The organism is Rhizobium sp. SU303, from assembly GCF_021052345.1.
Lineage (GTDB): Bacteria > Pseudomonadota > Alphaproteobacteria > Rhizobiales > Rhizobiaceae > Rhizobium > Rhizobium laguerreae.
In genome coordinates this window covers 113,750-128,188 of sequence record NZ_CP088095.1, presented here as the reverse complement: position 1 = coordinate 128,188, position 14,439 = coordinate 113,750, and the positions used below count along the sequence as shown (strand labels likewise).

Genomic DNA, 14,439 nt, shown 5'->3' with positions numbered 1-14,439 from the left:
TTGACATGCAGACTTCCGAAATCGTCCTCGTCGGTGGATCGGGAAAGACCGGCGGCCGCATCATCAAACGCCTTGAAGCGCGCGGCCTCACCGTTCGCGCGGCATCACGCTCCAGCGCACGGCCCTTCGACTGGGAGGACAGGTCGACTTGGCGCGGTGCGCTTGAGGGCGCATCGAGCGCCTATGTCGCCTTCCAGCCGGACCTTGCCGTCGCCTGGGCAGCGGAAGCGATCGAAGCGCTCGCCAAGGTCGCCTGGGAATGCGGCCTGGAGCATATCGTGCTGCTCTCCGGCCGGGGCGAAGAGGGCGCGCAGCGGAGCGAGGCGGCGCTGAAAGCGTCCGGCATTAACACCACCATCCTGCGTGCCTCCTGGTTCTGCCAGAATTTCAGCGAGGGCGCCTTTGTCGAGCAGATCATTGGCGGCCGGCTGCAATTGCCGGCGGGCGAGATCGGGGAACCTTTCATCGATGCCGACGACATTGCCGATGCGGCGGTCGCCGCTTTGACCGATCCCGGCCACCGCAACAAGATTTACGAACTGACCGGCCCGCGAGCGCTGACCTTCCGCCAGGCAGTCGCCGAAATCGCCGCGGCCACTGGGCGGCCGATCGAATATGAGCAGGTGTCGATGGCGGATTTCACCGGCGGGCTTGCGGCCGCCGGCCTGCCGCAGGGCTTGATCGATCTTCTGGAGGAGCTTTTCGGCCAGGTGCTCGATGGGCGCAATTCCAGCGTGATCGGCGGTGTCGCCGAAATTCTTGCCCGTCCCGCCACCGATTTCAGCGAATATGCCCGCCGGACCGCGGCAACCGGAATATGGAGCGTCTGACCATGCAGATCATTCTCATCATCTCCCTCGTGGCCGCGGCGATCGGCAGCGGCCTCGTCGCCGGCATCTTCTTCGCCTTCTCGACCTTCATCATGACCGCCTTCTCGCGGATTCCGGCGGAACAAGGCATCGCGGCGATGAACTCGATCAACGTGACGATCGTCCGCTCGCCCTTCATGGGCCTCTTCGTGCCGACGGCGATCCTCTGCCTTGTCATCGCCGTGCTCGCCCTGATCGACTGGCGCGGCGGGGCATCCTTTCTGATGCTGGCGGGTGCAGCCCTCTACATTTTCGCCTCCTTCCTCTCGACCATCATCTTCAACGTGCCGATGAACGATTCGCTGGCAAAGGTCGGCGGCAACGGCCCGGAAGCGGTTCAGCTCTGGACCACCTATGTCAGGGACTGGACGTGGTGGAACCATGTGCGGACCATCGCCTCGCTGCTCGCCTCGGTCGCCTTCGTGCGGGCGCTGATGATAGTTTGAGAAGCAAGCGGAAGAGCTGGCCGCTCCAGCTTATTTGCCAGCATCCCGGCTTCGGAAAGAGCGCCAGGCTGAGATCACAGCGAGCAACAAGAACAGCCCTGCCAAACCAGCCCACAGAGAGCCGCCTTGCGTTAGATTGTCACCGTCGGGAGTGAGGCAACTGGATAGGGCCTGCGATATGCAATCTCGGAACTTCCAGTACCTTTCATAGAATAACCATCCGAAGACAATCGACAGAAGCGTTAGGACGAAGGCTGGAAGGTATTTCATTTTGTTCCTCTCGGCAGGCATGCCCGCGACCCCATAGCGCCGGCGTTGCGCCCTTTTAGACCGGACAGCTGGAGGAAGCAGCTAGCAACTTTTCGCCCAATATATCTTGCTCTGGCTAAGAAGAAACGGCACGGCGTTGCTACACATCTCTTCTCCCCAGCGGGGAGAAGGTGCCGGCAGGCGGTTGAGGGGGTGAACGGCAAAGCCGCGAATGCACGGAGCGTAAGCGAAGGGCAACTTATAGGATGTGCCGTGCAGGCCCCTCATCCGACCCTTCAGGCCACCTTCTCCCCGCTGGGGAGAAGGTGGAGCCAAGCGGTGACCTTAGTCATCCCATAGGACTATGTCTGCTCGCAAAAGGCGATGCGGTTGCTGAAGGGGTCAGTGACGGTCATCTCCAGTCCCCACGGTGCTTCCTCGACGCCCGGCTTCATGTAGCGGTAGTCCTTGCCTGAGAGTTCGGCGTGATAAGCCCGCACATTGGCGACGCGGACGAAGGCCTTGGCGCCAGGGCTGGCGTCGCCGGAATGTTCGCTCAGATGCAGCGCCATGCCGTCGCGCGACACCTGGCAATAGAGCGGGAAGTTTTCGCCGAAGCGGTGCTCCCAATCGAGATGGAAGCCGAGGAAGCCGCAATAGAATTCCATGGCCTTTTCGACCGAGAAGATGCGGAAGATCGGCATCGGCGGCTCGATGCCGATCGCGGAGCGGGAGGTGCCTGCCTCCTCTATCTTTGCCGAGAGGATATTCCATTGGTCGAGCCCGAACTGCCGGGCGACGATTTCGAGCGTCTCGCTGTGGGTCAGCGAAATGTCGCGGTCGGCAAGCGCCTGCCGCAATGTCTTTGCCATGAGCTTGGCATCGCGAAAATCGCGCATGATGTCATCCTTCCGTTGGCGGCAAACAGGAAGATCAGTGCCCGCGTCTGCTGACCCGTTCGCCATCGATCGCCAAACGGCAAGGGATGTGAAGGATGATTGTCTGGATGCATTCACCATAACGCAGAAGCGTCGCGGGGCGGCTGGCCGCATCCGGCCGAGGGCGATAATATGAGAGGGTCGGTCAGGAATCAAGACGCGGTGCGAGTTGCCTCGACGGGAACCGCCTTGAGGTAGCTGGCAAGCTCGACCCGGTTGCGGCCGGCGCGTTTGGCGACATAGAGCGCCTTGTCGGCGGCACTCAGCATGGTGTCGAAATCCAAGCTCTTCGACCGGCCGGGGGCGACACCGACGCTGACCGTGCATGTCAGCACCTCGTCGTCGATATGGATCTCGCGGGCCTCGAACGCCCGGCGGATGCGCTCGGCTGTCAGTTCTGCCCGGCCGGGCATGATCTCCTTTAGCACCAGCACGAATTCCTCGCCGCCGAGCCGGGCAGCGGTATCGCCGCTGCGGCAATGGGCCGAAAGTTCGCCGGCGAAGACATTGATGACGCGGTCGCCGGCGGCATGGCCGAAGCGGTCGTTGACGGATTTGAAATGGTCGATATCGAAGACGATGACGGCGGTGGTCGTTCCCATCGGGCGTGTGCCGTATTGGTCGAAGAGGGCGCGGCGGTTGAGCAGACCGGTCAGCGGATCGGTGATCGCATCGAGACGGTGGCGGGCGGCAAGCCGCCATTGATGCAGCGCCAGCGACAGCGCACCGATCCCGGTCATGCCGGCGATGCAGACGGCAAGGCTCAGATCTTCGGCCCAGTTGCTGGGGGCGTGACCCAGCACCAGCTTACCGTCTGCTATCAGCACGGTGGCGCAAAGCACGAAAGAGATCGCCGTCAGCGTATAGAGCGCGGTAATGCCGAGGAGCGGCGCGGGCGCTTCCGCCCGAGCGAGCCAGTATTGCCGCGCGGTGGCGAAGAGCAGCAAAGCGATGGCGAGGTTGTCGGCGATGAAAGCCAGGCCGTCATATCCCGATAACATCGGCACCACGGAAAAGATCATCGCCGCGAGCGCGCGGACCGCAATGGCTCGGATGGACAGGTGGCCAGTGAGGAACTGTCTGCCCGCACCCCATATGGTGGCAAAACCGGCATGAAACAGCACGAAGTTGCCGACGCCAAACCATTTCTCAGGTGTCGTCACATAGGCGCTGTAGACGAAAATGCCGCTGACGACGAGGACCAGGCCGACGGTGGCGGTGAGCAGCACGGTTTCCGCCCGGCGGACAAGCCAACTGCCCATCAGCGTCACCGCGAGGCAGGCCGCCGAAACGCCGAGCGCCAGCAAGAGGGAGTTATAGTCAAGCATCATGCTTTTCAGCCTCCGCGACTGCAGCCGCGCCGGATGATGTCGGCAGCTCATGGGGTCGGTGCTGAGGAATGTCTTATGCATCCGTTAACAAATGATGCACCGCACAATACAAATGTTACGCGTTTAACGTTACACCGGGATTTAGGATAAAAAATCTATTTAAAATTGAATTCTGCGAGCTTACGCCTGCTGAACCACCTGCCAGTGCAGGGGAAACATCGGATCGAACACCGTCACCGGGCCTGCGCCGGTTTCTATCTTGGCGGGAAAGATGATCGGGTCGGCCTGCCGTGACAGGGTGATCCGGTCTTCGTTCGGCTGAAGCCCGTACCAAGCCGGACCGTTCAGCGACACGAAGGCTTCGAGCCGCTCCAGGGCGCCCTCCTCCTCGAAGACATGGGCGAGACAGCTCATCGTATTGACCGAGGTGTAGATGCCGGCGCAGCCGCAGGCGCATTCCTTCAGCGGGTCGACATGCGGGGCCGAATCCGTACCGAGGAAGAAGCGCGGATCGCCGCTGACGGCCGCGGCACGCAAGGCCAGCCGGTGGTTTTCGCGCTTGGCGACGGGCAGGCAATAATAATGCGGCCGGATGCCGCCGACGAGGATGGCGTTGCGGTTGATGATCAGATGGTGGGTGGTGATCGAGCCGGCGAGATTGCCCCTGGCCGCCTTGATGTAATCGATGCCATCGGACGTCGTCACATGCTCCATCGTCACCTTCAGTTCCGGCAGGCGCTGCCGCAGCGGATCGAGCACGGTCTCGATGAAGACGGCCTCGCGGTCGAAGATATCGACCTCCGACGTCGTCACCTCGCCATGAACGCAGAGCGGCAGGCCGATCTTTGCCATGCGCTCCAGCACCGGCATCGCCTTTTCCATGTCGCGGACGCCGCCATGCGAATTGGTCGTGGCGCCGGCGGGATAAAGCTTAACGGCGGTGATGAGGCAGCTGTTCTTCCCCTCCTCGACGTCATCGGGGCTGGTATGTTCGGTCAGATAAAGCGTCATCAGCGGCTCGAAGCGATGGCCTTCCGGCAAGGCCTTGAGGATGCGCTCGCGATAGGCCTTGGCGTCGGCTGACGTGACGACCGGCGGCACGAGATTGGGCATGATGATGGCGCGGGCGAAGGTGCGGCTCGTATCGGCGATCACGCCCTCCAGCATGGCGCCGTCGCGCAGATGCAGGTGCCAGTCATCAGGACGGCGGATGGTGATCGATTGCATGGCAGGCCTCCGAAGCGATGCGTCTGCGGCCTCGATAGCACTATCTTTTACATGAAAACAATCGCTGCCGCATCACGCCAGCGCGATCTCCAGCGTCACATCGGCCGGGCGGCGGTTTTCGAGGATCAGCCGGCCGTTCGGCAGGTCGTTGCCGTAGACCTTGGCGCTGGCGGCCTCCTCGGTCAGGTTATAACCGCGCCAGCGTGCCCAGAGCCGCTCCTCCAGCACCTCGATCGGCGGCGCCAGCATGATTGAAAAGTCGAAGACGCCTTCGAGTTCGGCCCATTTGCCGAGCGAAAAGAGCAGATAATTGCCCTCGACGATGATGAAGCGATGATCGGGGGAAACAGGGCGGGCAGACGCAATGGCGAGTTCGCGTGAGCGGTCGAAGACCGGCACCAGAACCTCCTGATCGGCCAACCGGACGGCGCGGATGATATCGAGGAAACCTCGGACATCGAAGGTCTCCGGGATCCCCTTGCGCGCCAGCAGGCCGCGTTCGATCAGGATGGCGTTGTCCATGTGGAAGCCATCCATCGGCAGGACTTCGGCGCTTTCGCCCTTGGCCTTCAGCGCTTCCGCCAGATTGTCGGCCATGGTCGATTTGCCGGCACCCGGCGGTCCGGCAATGGCGACCAGAAAACGTTTGGAATGACCGGCGCGGTTAAGAACTGCGCCGGCGATTTCATCGATGCGTGCATTCATGCGGCGACCGGCTCCGCCGGCACCGCCTTGGCGCCGGTCATGAAGGCGACGGCGTCGGACATGGTGTATTCCTTCGGATCGATCACCGTCAGCCGCCGGCCGAGGCGGTGGATATGGATCCGGTCGGCGACTTCGAAGACATGCGGCATGTTGTGGGAGATCAGCACGATCGGCAGGCCGCGGGCGCGCACGTCGAGGATCAGTTCCAGCACGCGGCGGCTTTCCTTGACGCCGAGCGCTGCCGTCGGTTCGTCCATGATGATGACCTTCGAGCCGAAGGCGGCGGCACGGGCGACCGCGACACCCTGGCGCTGACCGCCGGAGAGCGTTTCCACCGCCTGGTTGATGTTCTGGATGGTCATCAGGCCGAGTTCGGTGAGCTTGTTGCGCGCCACCTTTTCCATGGCCGGCCGGTCGAGCATGCGGAACATGGAACCGAGCACGCCCGGTTTGCGGATCTCGCGGCCGAGGAACATGTTGTCGGCGATCGACAGCGCCGGCGACAAAGCGAGATTCTGATAGACGGTCTCGATGCCGGCCTCGCGCGCTTCCATCGGCGAGCGGAACTGCACCTGCCGGCCTTCCAGCGTGATCACCCCCTCGTCCGGGGTGACGGCGCCCGATATCGCCTTGATGAGCGAGGACTTGCCGGCGCCGTTATCGCCGATGACGGCGAGGATTTCACCCGGATAGAGGTCGAAATCGGCATTGTCGAGCGCGGTCACGCGGCCATAACGCTTGACGAGACCGCGGGCGGTGAGAAGGGGTTCGCGAGCCATGATTACACCGAAACCTTTCTGATCCACTGATCGATGGCGACGGCGGCGATGATCAGCACGCCTGTCAAAAGGACTTTCCATTGCGGGTCGGCGCCGAGCATGTTGAGGCCCATCGAGACGACGCCGACGATCATGGCACCGAAGAGCGTGCCGAGAATGGATCCGCGACCGCCGAACAGCGAGATGCCACCGATCACAGTCGCAGTGATCGCCTGGAGGTTAAAATCGGTGACGGCCGAGGACGGCGAGATCGAGCCGTTGCGGCCGATCGAGACCCAGGCGGCCAATCCGGCAATGACGCCCGATATGGCGTAAACGGTCAGCAGCACCTTCTTGGTCTGGATGCCGGAGAGCTTGGCCGCCTCCGGATCGTCGCCGACGGCATAGACATGCCGGCCCCAGGCGGTGTGATTGAGGACATACCAGAGCACCAGGACGAGCAGCACCATGGCGATGACGCCGAGGGTCAGCACGGCGCTGCCGAGCTTGAAGCTCACGGCGAAAAGATGAAGCAGCGGCGCCTTTTCGTCGACGTCGGTGTCGCGAATCGTCTCATTGGCGGAATAGATGAAATTCGTCGCCATGACGATGTTCCAGGTGCCGAGCGTGACTATGAAGGGCGGCAGCTTCATGTAGGCGACGAGGAAGCCGTTCAGCAATCCGCAAAGGCCGCCGACGACAAGCCCGGCGACCACTGCAATCGGCGTCGGTATGCCGTAAGTGATGGCGACATTGCCCATGATAACCGCCGAGATCACCATGATGACGCCGATCGAAAGATCGATGCCGGCGGTCAGGATGACCAGCGTCTGGGCGGCGCCGAGAATACCGACGATGGCGATCTGCTGCAGGATCAGCGTCAGCGTATAGGACGAGAAGAACCGTCCGCCGATGGTGAGCCCGAAGATGATAATCGCCAGCACCAGCACGATCAGCGGCACGGCGGCCGGCGTCGAGTGGAGAAAATGCTGCGCGCGCTTGATCAGCGAGACTTTCTCGTGCTCGAAGGAGGCAACGCTCTTGTCGCTGCCGTCGAGGACACGTTCGAATTCCTGTGTTCCGGTCATGGTTCCTCCTCCGCATCCGCGCGCCGAACTCGCGCGGGGGCCGTCACCGATATCCATCCGGTCTTTGATTAGCCGGTTCGTGAGGCGACGGAACATCGTCCGTCGAAAACGGCCGGGGATCAAGCCCCGGCCGGTCTGCTTTCAACAATCGGGGCTCAGCCCCAGCACTTGTCCGTGCCTTCCTTGGTGTCGATCGACTTGACGCCGGAAACCGGCTTGTCGGTGACGAGCGAGACGCCGGTGTCGTAGAAGGACTTGCCTTCGGTCGGCTTCGGCTTTTCACCATTGTCGGCGAACTTCTTGATCGCTTCGACGCCAAGGGCTGCCATCATCAGCGGATATTGCTGCGAGGTGGCGCCGATGACGCCTTCCTTGACCGACTTCACGCCCGGGCAACCGCCGTCGACCGAGACGATCAGCACGTTCTTTTCCATGCCGACGGCCTTCAGCGCCTGATAGGCGCCGACCGCGGCCGGCTCGTTGATCGTGTGGATGACGTTGATGCTCGGATCCTTCTGCAGAAGGTTTTCCATGGCCTTGCGGCCACCTTCTTCATTGCCGTTGGTCACGTCATGACCGACGATACGAGCATCGTCCTCGTCGCCGATCTTGTTCGGGTCCTTCGGATCGATGCCGAAGCCCATCATGAAGCCCTGGTCGCGCAGAACGTCGACCGTCGGCTGCGACGGGGTCAGGTCGAGGAAGCCGACCTTGGCATCCTTGGCCTTGTCGCCCATCGTTTCCTTGGCCCACTGGCCGATCAGCTTGCCGGCGAGCAGGTTGTCGGTGGCGAAGGTGGCGTCGGCGGCATCGGCCGGCTCGAGCGGCGTGTCGAGAGCGATGACCAGCAGGCCGGCTTCACGGGCCTTCTTGACCGAAGACACGATGCCCTTGGTGTCGGAAGCAGCAATCAGGATGCCCTTTGCGCCGTCGGCAATGCAGCTTTCGATCGCGGCCACCTGGCTTTCGCTGTCACCGTCGACCTTGCCGGCATAGGACTTCAGCGAGACGCCGAGTTCCTTGGCCTTGGCCGTCGCACCTTCCTTCATCTTGACGAAGAAGGGGTTGGTGTCGGTCTTGGTGATGAGGCAGGCAGCAACGTCAGCCGCCATGACAGGAGCGGAAAAGGTGACACCAAGCGCGAGCGCGCCGAAAGCGAGAACAGATTTCTTCATGGAACTCCTCCCAGAGTTTGCCGGCGCCGCCCCTGCGGGGCCGGAAGCTTAAGATATGACACTTCGCCGTGGATCGCTAATGCCTCCCAGCGGTCCCGTGCCCTTGACGACGGCAATTAAGAGCGAAAAGAAATTGGCTTGTCAATAAATAAATCCAATTGAATTATTAATTCGATGTGGCATGCTCGATCGAATTCGGGCATAGGCCAACAATCGGGAGGAGCGGCCATGTCGTCCTTGGATGGACCGGAACACACGCCGGTCCCGCCACCAATTCTGAATCCGGCCGGAGGTGCGAACCAGGTCAGGGTGCGAGCCTATAACGAACGGCTCGTGCTGTCGCTGGTGCGTCTCTACGGCGCACTGTCGAAGGCCGATATCGCGCGTCGCAGCGGGCTATCGGCGCAGACCGTCTCCGTCATCATGCGGGTGCTGGAAAAGGAAGGGCTGCTGTCGCGCGGGGAACCGGTGCGCGGCCGTGTCGGCCAGCCGTCGATCCCAATGCATATCAATCCCGATGCCGTCTATTCCTTCGGCCTGAAGATGGGCCGGCGCAGCGCCGATCTGGTGCTGATGGATTTCGTCGGCCGCATCCGCATGCAGCTGCATAAGACCTATGCCTATCCGCTGCCGGATGAAATCCTCGCCTTCGTCACCTCGGGCATCCGGGAGCTGGAAGACCGGCTCGACGACAAGCAGCGCGGCCGTATCGCCGGCCTCGGCATCGCCGCGCCTTTCGAGCTCTGGAACTGGGCCGAAGAGGTGGGCGCGCCGGCCGGCGCCATGGAGGTCTGGCGCGACGTCGACCTGCAGGCCGACATCGCCGCCCGCGTCTCCCATCCGGTCTTCATGCAGAATGATGCGACCAGCGCCTGCGGCGCCGAACTGGTCTTCGGCGTCGGACCGTCCTACCCGGATTTCGTCTATTTCTTCATCGGCTCCTTCATCGGTGGCGGCATCGTGCTCAATTCGGCGATCTTTTCCGGCCGCACCGGCACGGCAGGCGCGATCGGGCCGCTGCCCGTGCGCGGCAAGAACGGCGAGACGAAGCAGCTGCTCGAAATCGCCTCGATCTTCGTGCTCGAAAACATGCTGCGCGAGCGCGGCATCGATCCCGAGCCGCTCTGGTATTCGGCCGACGACTGGGTGGATTTCGGCGAACCGATGGAAGCCTGGATCCAGGATAGCGCCAAGGCGCTGGCGCAGGCGATCGTCGCGGCCGCCTCGATCGTCGATTTCAGCGCAGCTGTGATCGATGGCGGCTTTCCCAGCTGGGTGCGCAGCCGCGTGGTGCAGGCCACCATCGACGAAGCCGCCAAGCTCGACCTGCAGGGCGTCGTCATGCCCGAAATCATCGAGGGCGCGGTCGGCGCCCAGGCGCGCGCCATCGGCGGCGCCAGCCTGCCGATCTTTGCGCGTTACCTCACCGACCAGAACGTACTCTTCAAGGAGGTAGACCATGCTGAAAGGACTTGATCCGCTGTTGAGCCCGGAGCTGCTTTTGACGCTTCGCGCCATGGGCCACGGCGACGAGATCGCCATCGTCGACGGCAATTATCCGGGCGTCGAACATGCCCGCCGGCTGATCCGGCTCGACGGCCACCACCTCATCCCGGTTCTCAACGCCGTGCTCAGCGTGCTGCCGATCGACGATTTCGTGGCGGAGGCGATCTTCCGCTCGACCGTCAAGGCCGAGCGCGACAAGCTCGACCCCGTGCATGAGGAGATGATCGACTGCTGTGCCCGCCACGAACCGCACCGGCAGGTGGTGCCGCTGATCGGCCAAGATTTCTACGGAAGGGTGAAGGCTGCCCATGCGGTGATCCAGACCGGCGAGCCCAGGCTCTATGCCAATATCATCCTGCGCAAGGGTGTGATCTATCCGAAGGAGGCGGGGGCGCAGGCCGAGGTTGATCCCTTCGTTTACTAGAGCAGGATGCCGAAAAGTGTGAGCGGTTATCGGACGACATCATGCTCTGACGATCTGACGTAGAACGGGATGATTTTAGGCCAAACTGGCCTAAAATCATCCTGTTCCGGCGGTCACCCGTCTATTTCGACTTCCGCTTCACAGTTTACGGGCGCATTTAAAGGGATGGCCATGCCGATGGACGAGCGGGCGTGGGCGCCAACGTTGGGGCCGTACAGCTCCAGTATCAGATCGGAATAGCCGTTTGTGACCAGCGGCGTCTCATCGAAACCCGGAGCAACATTCACCATGGCGAAAACGCGCAGCCAAGCCGTGACCCGATCAAGGTCTCCGACAGCACGTTTGAGACTGGCGAGATGGGCCAGGGCAACGAGCCGGGCTGACGCGTAACCCTGCTCTGCCGAAACATCCGCTCCGACCTTGCCAAGGGGGTCTGCCAATGTCCCGTCGCGGTTGCACGCGACGTGACCCGAGATATAAGCGCGGGTGCCGCGCACCCGAACCCAGGCGAAGGGCATATGCAGCCCCTCGCGAACTTTCAACGGTTCGGGCAATTCCAGACCCATTTCGGCCAGACGTTGTTCGATGATGGCCATGGTGCACCTCCCGGTGTGGTTAAGGTACGATGTTGTCGAGCTCCGGCATCAGAACGACGCTCTCGTTGGCTGCGGGGTCGTTGCGGGCACCGAGGAACTCGGCGCTTTCGGTGCTGCGATTGACGGCCACGTGGGGAACGCCGGCCGGAATGAACAGATAGTCACCGGCGCGAACCATTTCGCACTGCTCGAGCTCCGGCCCCGACCAGATCTCGATTTCTTGGCCCGCAGTCATCAGAAGGGCGGTCTCGTGTCCCTCATGGCGATGGGCCTTGGTTCGTCTGCCTGCCGGTAGCGAAATCATCCCCAGCCACAGCACGCTTGATCCGACGCTTTGTGCCGAGACGCCCGAGCGATAGACCGACCCTTGCTCGGCGACATGGCTGCCGCTCCCGCGTACGACTTTCGCGGTGAATCCATGAGGATTTTTCGGTTGCGTTGCTTCGTTCTCCATCTCTCTTACCACTTCAGCCGTTGCACTGGAGCAGACTCTGCGCGCTCAGCCGGCGCAAGTCCTGAAGCGGGGCCGAAAAGTTCCGAAAAGTTGCGAAATCGGCGTATCATTCCCGGCCATGAACACCCAGCACCTTGCCTTCGGCCACTTCGAGTTCATTGCAGAGAACGGATGCCTGTTTCGCGACAACAGGCCTGTCGCTATCGGCGCCCGAGGTGCTTCCCTGCTTGCCGCTCTGCTTTCGGCACAGGGAGGTGTCGTCTCCAAGTCGGCCCTGATGGATGCGGTTTGGCCGGGATTGACTGTTGAGGAAAGCAATCTTTCCGTTCAGATTGCCGCCCTTCGCAAGCTGCTCGGCCCTGCATCAGACGGCAGCGAATGGATCGTCACGGTCCCGCGGGTCGGATACAGATTTTCCGGTCCGGTGGAGAGCCGGACCGACGCAGCCGAAAGCGGATGGCACGCGCAGACCAGTTCGATGCCGGCGATTGCGGTACTGCCATTCGAAAATCTCGGCGGTGATGCAGAAAGACAGTATCTGGCCGACGGTATCACCGACGACCTGATCATGTCGCTCGTTCGGTTCAGATGGTTCCGCGTCGCCTCACGTGGGGCGAGTTTCACAAGGAAGGATGGCTCGAGGGATCCGCAATCTATCGCGCGCGAACTTGGCGTCGATTTTCTGGTGGATGGAGCTATCCGGTATACCCGCGATCAAATCCGGATATCGGTGCACCTCGCCGACGCAGTGAAAGGCGCCACCGTCTGGTCCGAACATTACGACCTTCAGGTGGCCGAGGTATTTGCAGTGCAAGACGCCATCGCCGAGCGGATCGCAGCGGCGGTGGAGCCCGAGCTGCTGTTGCGTCATGGGCTTCAGATAGCTCCGCACACCGGCAACATCACTGCCTGGAACCTTGTAAGGCAAGGTACATTCAATTTCCACAAGGTCACGCAGCCCACCCACCTTGTCGCACGGCGATTCTTCCGCGAGGCTGCGGAGCTCGATCCCATGCTTCCAGAGGCGCAGATCTGGCGGGCGCGGGTCAATGCGGGCCTCATTGGCTACGGCTGGACTGATAACCCCGCCGCGGACGGGAAGGAAGGATTGGATGCGGCCCTTCGAGCGATCTATCTCGATGCGCGGAACCCGTACTCGCACTATGCGCTGGCGATTGTGTCGGCCTACACAGGCAGGGCTGACCAGGCGATCCTCGCAGCGGAACGGTCCATCGAACTCGGTTCGAGTTTCGCCTTGGGGTATCTCGTCTTCGGCATGGCCCGTCTCTTTTCGGGGGATGCGGCCGGCGCGCGGCAACCCCTGGCTCGCGGCCTCGAACTCAACCCCCATGACCCGCAGAATGGGGTTTGGTTCAGCCTCCTGATGCTTGCATTGTTCTTTTCGGGCGACGTCGAGGGCGCACTCGAAACGGGACGTACGGCGCTAAAGGCGCGGCCTGACTGGCCGGCGCTTCTGCGCATTCAGGCGTGCTGCCATATGGCCGCGGGACATCGTGAACAGGCCCGCCGCTTTGCTGCGGTTGCCAGCGACCTTTCCGAATCCGCCGGCGATGCGCTTGGTCCGTTCAGGGATGGCAACAAGGAATGGGCCACCCGCCTGAACGAGCTGCTGCGAGAGGCGGAATTTTAAAACGACCGGTTGGCAAAACCCATTCAGGATCGGCGCCGAAGAAGCCTGAAGCTTTACCATAAGGAGGCCTGCCGCTCGTCAAGTGCGCAGCGGTTTGGTCGTCGGTAGGCTTTGGCTTTCGGACCGGCTGAAGGTGAGTCTTTCGTCACTCGTTCGATAGATGTTATGGTGCGGCCGGTGCGTTGGCGTACTGTCCGCCGGGCCGGCAAACCGCTCGTTAAGCCAAGTGCTGCGAACGGCGCCTCACCACCAGGAGCGGACGTCGAGCGGCTGCATGGGCACGTGCGGGATTAGGCCGGTGAAGCGATGAGGACACGGATCTCACATGCCACCTGACATGAGCACGACTCCTCGTCGCAGTACCACCGGTCTGCGCAAGTTTCTGGATCCTGAGCAGCAGCGCGGTTGGATAGAAGGCAAGGCGGAGTTGATCGACGCCGAAGAGCGCTTGGAGTCCCTGGAACAGCGGTTCAAGTACGTCGCACGGTTCGAAAAGCTGCTTCGTCGCCCGCAGACGCAAGACGTTCTGGAAATTCTCAGGGTATACGGGCAAAGCTGCATCCCCATCCCGCGCAAGACCGAGCGTCATTACTGGTCGGTTTCGTGCCTGCCCTCGACCTCCGACAAGCCGCTCGTTCGCGTCAATGCGAGCTGGATGGAGCTTTTCACGCTCTACGCCGACGGCGAGGGCCTCCGTGCACGATTCCTGGTGCATCTTTCTGACTTCACCACGGACCATTCACCCACGCAGGGCGATGTGGACGAGGCTTTTCTCGAGGGCTGCGTCACGACGCCCGAAGACGTCGGTTACTTTTTTCCGCGCGGCGACGACATTTTCGGCATCACTGTGCGGGGCTCCGCCTCGATCCGTAAATTCCTGGCGGAGCGCCGCATCTTGCGCGCCATTCGGACTTTCAATGTGACGCACATGAACCGAGGTCGGAACGCCTATCAGGCAAGCCACTGCTACAGCCTGGGGGATAACATGCTGGCGGGTTGATCGGCTCTGAGATGCGCCCTAC

Annotated in this window: 15 protein-coding genes; 6 read left to right on the top strand and 9 right to left on the bottom strand. The window is 62.1% G+C overall.

What is annotated here, in order from left to right; all coding sequences use genetic code 11:
* Positions 1–5 precede the first annotated feature (5 nt).
* Positions 6–830, top strand: a complete 825-nt coding sequence (locus RlegSU303_RS00665) for an NmrA family NAD(P)-binding protein (protein WP_222402369.1) — start codon at positions 6–8, stop codon at positions 828–830.
* Positions 818–1,315, top strand: a complete 498-nt coding sequence (locus RlegSU303_RS00660) for an anthrone oxygenase family protein (protein ID WP_181018226.1) — start codon at positions 818–820, stop codon at positions 1,313–1,315. The genes RlegSU303_RS00665 and RlegSU303_RS00660 overlap by 13 nt, the downstream gene beginning before the upstream one ends.
* A gap of 611 nt (positions 1,316–1,926) precedes the next feature.
* On the opposite strand, the gene RlegSU303_RS00655 is transcribed toward RlegSU303_RS00660, so the two are convergent.
* From RlegSU303_RS00655 to RlegSU303_RS00625, 7 genes are all read right to left on the bottom strand, one after another.
* Positions 1,927–2,463: a glyoxalase superfamily protein gene (locus RlegSU303_RS00655; protein WP_017958804.1), complete on the bottom strand. Its 537-nt coding sequence runs from the start codon at positions 2,461–2,463 to the stop codon at positions 1,927–1,929.
* A gap of 191 nt (positions 2,464–2,654) precedes the next feature.
* On the bottom strand, positions 2,655–3,833 hold the full coding sequence (locus tag RlegSU303_RS00650; RefSeq protein ID WP_222402368.1) for a GGDEF domain-containing protein: 1,179 nt from the start codon (positions 3,831–3,833) through the stop codon (positions 2,655–2,657).
* Between the two features lie 180 nt (positions 3,834–4,013).
* Positions 4,014–5,060, bottom strand: a complete 1,047-nt coding sequence (pyrC, locus tag RlegSU303_RS00645) for a dihydroorotase (protein WP_231283359.1) — start codon at positions 5,058–5,060, stop codon at positions 4,014–4,016.
* A 72-nt stretch (positions 5,061–5,132) separates the two neighbouring features.
* A complete protein-coding gene (locus tag RlegSU303_RS00640; protein ID WP_231283358.1) occupies positions 5,133–5,765 on the bottom strand; it encodes a nucleoside triphosphate hydrolase in 633 nt (210 codons plus the stop codon).
* Positions 5,762–6,544: an ATP-binding cassette domain-containing protein gene (locus RlegSU303_RS00635; protein WP_027666221.1), complete on the bottom strand. Its 783-nt coding sequence runs from the start codon at positions 6,542–6,544 to the stop codon at positions 5,762–5,764. The genes RlegSU303_RS00640 and RlegSU303_RS00635 overlap by 4 nt, the downstream gene beginning before the upstream one ends.
* 2 nt (positions 6,545–6,546) lie before the next feature.
* Positions 6,547–7,611, bottom strand: a complete 1,065-nt coding sequence (locus tag RlegSU303_RS00630) for an ABC transporter permease (RefSeq protein WP_026158494.1) — start codon at positions 7,609–7,611, stop codon at positions 6,547–6,549.
* Between the two features lie 155 nt (positions 7,612–7,766).
* Entirely contained in the window at positions 7,767–8,786 is a 1,020-nt protein-coding gene (locus RlegSU303_RS00625) for a sugar ABC transporter substrate-binding protein (RefSeq protein ID WP_017958798.1), read from the bottom strand.
* 228 nt (positions 8,787–9,014) lie between these two features.
* Between RlegSU303_RS00625 and RlegSU303_RS00620 the strand changes: the two genes are divergently transcribed.
* Both RlegSU303_RS00620 and RlegSU303_RS00615 read left to right on the top strand, forming a co-directional pair.
* On the top strand, positions 9,015–10,262 hold the full coding sequence (locus tag RlegSU303_RS00620) for an ROK family transcriptional regulator (protein WP_027666219.1): 1,248 nt from the start codon (positions 9,015–9,017) through the stop codon (positions 10,260–10,262).
* Positions 10,246–10,716: an RbsD/FucU family protein gene (locus RlegSU303_RS00615; protein ID WP_231283357.1), complete on the top strand. Its 471-nt coding sequence runs from the start codon at positions 10,246–10,248 to the stop codon at positions 10,714–10,716. Before RlegSU303_RS00620 ends, RlegSU303_RS00615 begins: the two co-directional genes overlap by 17 nt.
* A 113-nt stretch (positions 10,717–10,829) precedes the next feature.
* Here RlegSU303_RS00615 and RlegSU303_RS00610 read toward each other — a convergent pair whose 3' ends face one another.
* Both RlegSU303_RS00610 and RlegSU303_RS00605 read right to left on the bottom strand, forming a co-directional pair.
* Complete coding sequence (locus RlegSU303_RS00610) at positions 10,830–11,312, bottom strand: RidA family protein (RefSeq protein WP_131720641.1); 483 nt, start codon at positions 11,310–11,312, stop codon at positions 10,830–10,832.
* A 19-nt stretch (positions 11,313–11,331) separates the two neighbouring features.
* On the bottom strand, positions 11,332–11,766 hold the full coding sequence (locus RlegSU303_RS00605) for a cupin domain-containing protein (RefSeq protein ID WP_151518815.1): 435 nt from the start codon (positions 11,764–11,766) through the stop codon (positions 11,332–11,334).
* 118 nt (positions 11,767–11,884) lie between these two features.
* Between RlegSU303_RS00605 and RlegSU303_RS00600 the strand changes: the two genes are divergently transcribed.
* Both RlegSU303_RS00600 and RlegSU303_RS00595 read left to right on the top strand, forming a co-directional pair.
* Positions 11,885–13,417, top strand: a complete 1,533-nt coding sequence (locus RlegSU303_RS00600) for a winged helix-turn-helix domain-containing protein (protein ID WP_151518816.1) — start codon at positions 11,885–11,887, stop codon at positions 13,415–13,417.
* Positions 13,418–13,742: 325 nt separating this feature from the next.
* Positions 13,743–14,417 (top strand): hypothetical protein, encoded by a 675-nt coding sequence (locus RlegSU303_RS00595; protein ID WP_151518817.1) that lies wholly within the window; start codon positions 13,743–13,745, stop codon positions 14,415–14,417.
* The last annotated feature ends 22 nt before the right edge of the window (positions 14,418–14,439 follow it).

What these genes read in the sequence shown, in the direction of transcription:
- RlegSU303_RS00605 (WP_151518815.1), bottom strand. Translation starts at nt 11,766, where the DNA reads ATGGAGAACGAAGCAACGCAACCGAAAAATCCTCATGGATTCACCGCG.
- RlegSU303_RS00650 (WP_222402368.1), bottom strand. Translation starts at nt 3,833, where the DNA reads ATGATGCTTGACTATAACTCCCTCTTGCTGGCGCTCGGCGTTTCGGCG.
- RlegSU303_RS00665 (WP_222402369.1), top strand. Translation starts at nt 6, where the DNA reads ATGCAGACTTCCGAAATCGTCCTCGTCGGTGGATCGGGAAAGACCGGC.
- RlegSU303_RS00615 (WP_231283357.1), top strand. Translation starts at nt 10,246, where the DNA reads ATGCTGAAAGGACTTGATCCGCTGTTGAGCCCGGAGCTGCTTTTGACG.
- RlegSU303_RS00635 (WP_027666221.1), bottom strand. Translation starts at nt 6,544, where the DNA reads ATGGCTCGCGAACCCCTTCTCACCGCCCGCGGTCTCGTCAAGCGTTAT.
- RlegSU303_RS00625 (WP_017958798.1), bottom strand. Translation starts at nt 8,786, where the DNA reads ATGAAGAAATCTGTTCTCGCTTTCGGCGCGCTCGCGCTTGGTGTCACC.
- pyrC (WP_231283359.1), bottom strand. Translation starts at nt 5,060, where the DNA reads ATGCAATCGATCACCATCCGCCGTCCTGATGACTGGCACCTGCATCTG.
- RlegSU303_RS00660 (WP_181018226.1), top strand. Translation starts at nt 818, where the DNA reads ATGGAGCGTCTGACCATGCAGATCATTCTCATCATCTCCCTCGTGGCC.
- RlegSU303_RS00600 (WP_151518816.1), top strand. Translation starts at nt 11,885, where the DNA reads ATGAACACCCAGCACCTTGCCTTCGGCCACTTCGAGTTCATTGCAGAG.
- RlegSU303_RS00640 (WP_231283358.1), bottom strand. Translation starts at nt 5,765, where the DNA reads ATGAATGCACGCATCGATGAAATCGCCGGCGCAGTTCTTAACCGCGCC.
- RlegSU303_RS00630 (WP_026158494.1), bottom strand. Translation starts at nt 7,611, where the DNA reads ATGACCGGAACACAGGAATTCGAACGTGTCCTCGACGGCAGCGACAAG.
- RlegSU303_RS00595 (WP_151518817.1), top strand. Translation starts at nt 13,743, where the DNA reads ATGCCACCTGACATGAGCACGACTCCTCGTCGCAGTACCACCGGTCTG.
- RlegSU303_RS00620 (WP_027666219.1), top strand. Translation starts at nt 9,015, where the DNA reads ATGTCGTCCTTGGATGGACCGGAACACACGCCGGTCCCGCCACCAATT.
- RlegSU303_RS00610 (WP_131720641.1), bottom strand. Translation starts at nt 11,312, where the DNA reads ATGGCCATCATCGAACAACGTCTGGCCGAAATGGGTCTGGAATTGCCC.
- RlegSU303_RS00655 (WP_017958804.1), bottom strand. Translation starts at nt 2,463, where the DNA reads ATGCGCGATTTTCGCGATGCCAAGCTCATGGCAAAGACATTGCGGCAG.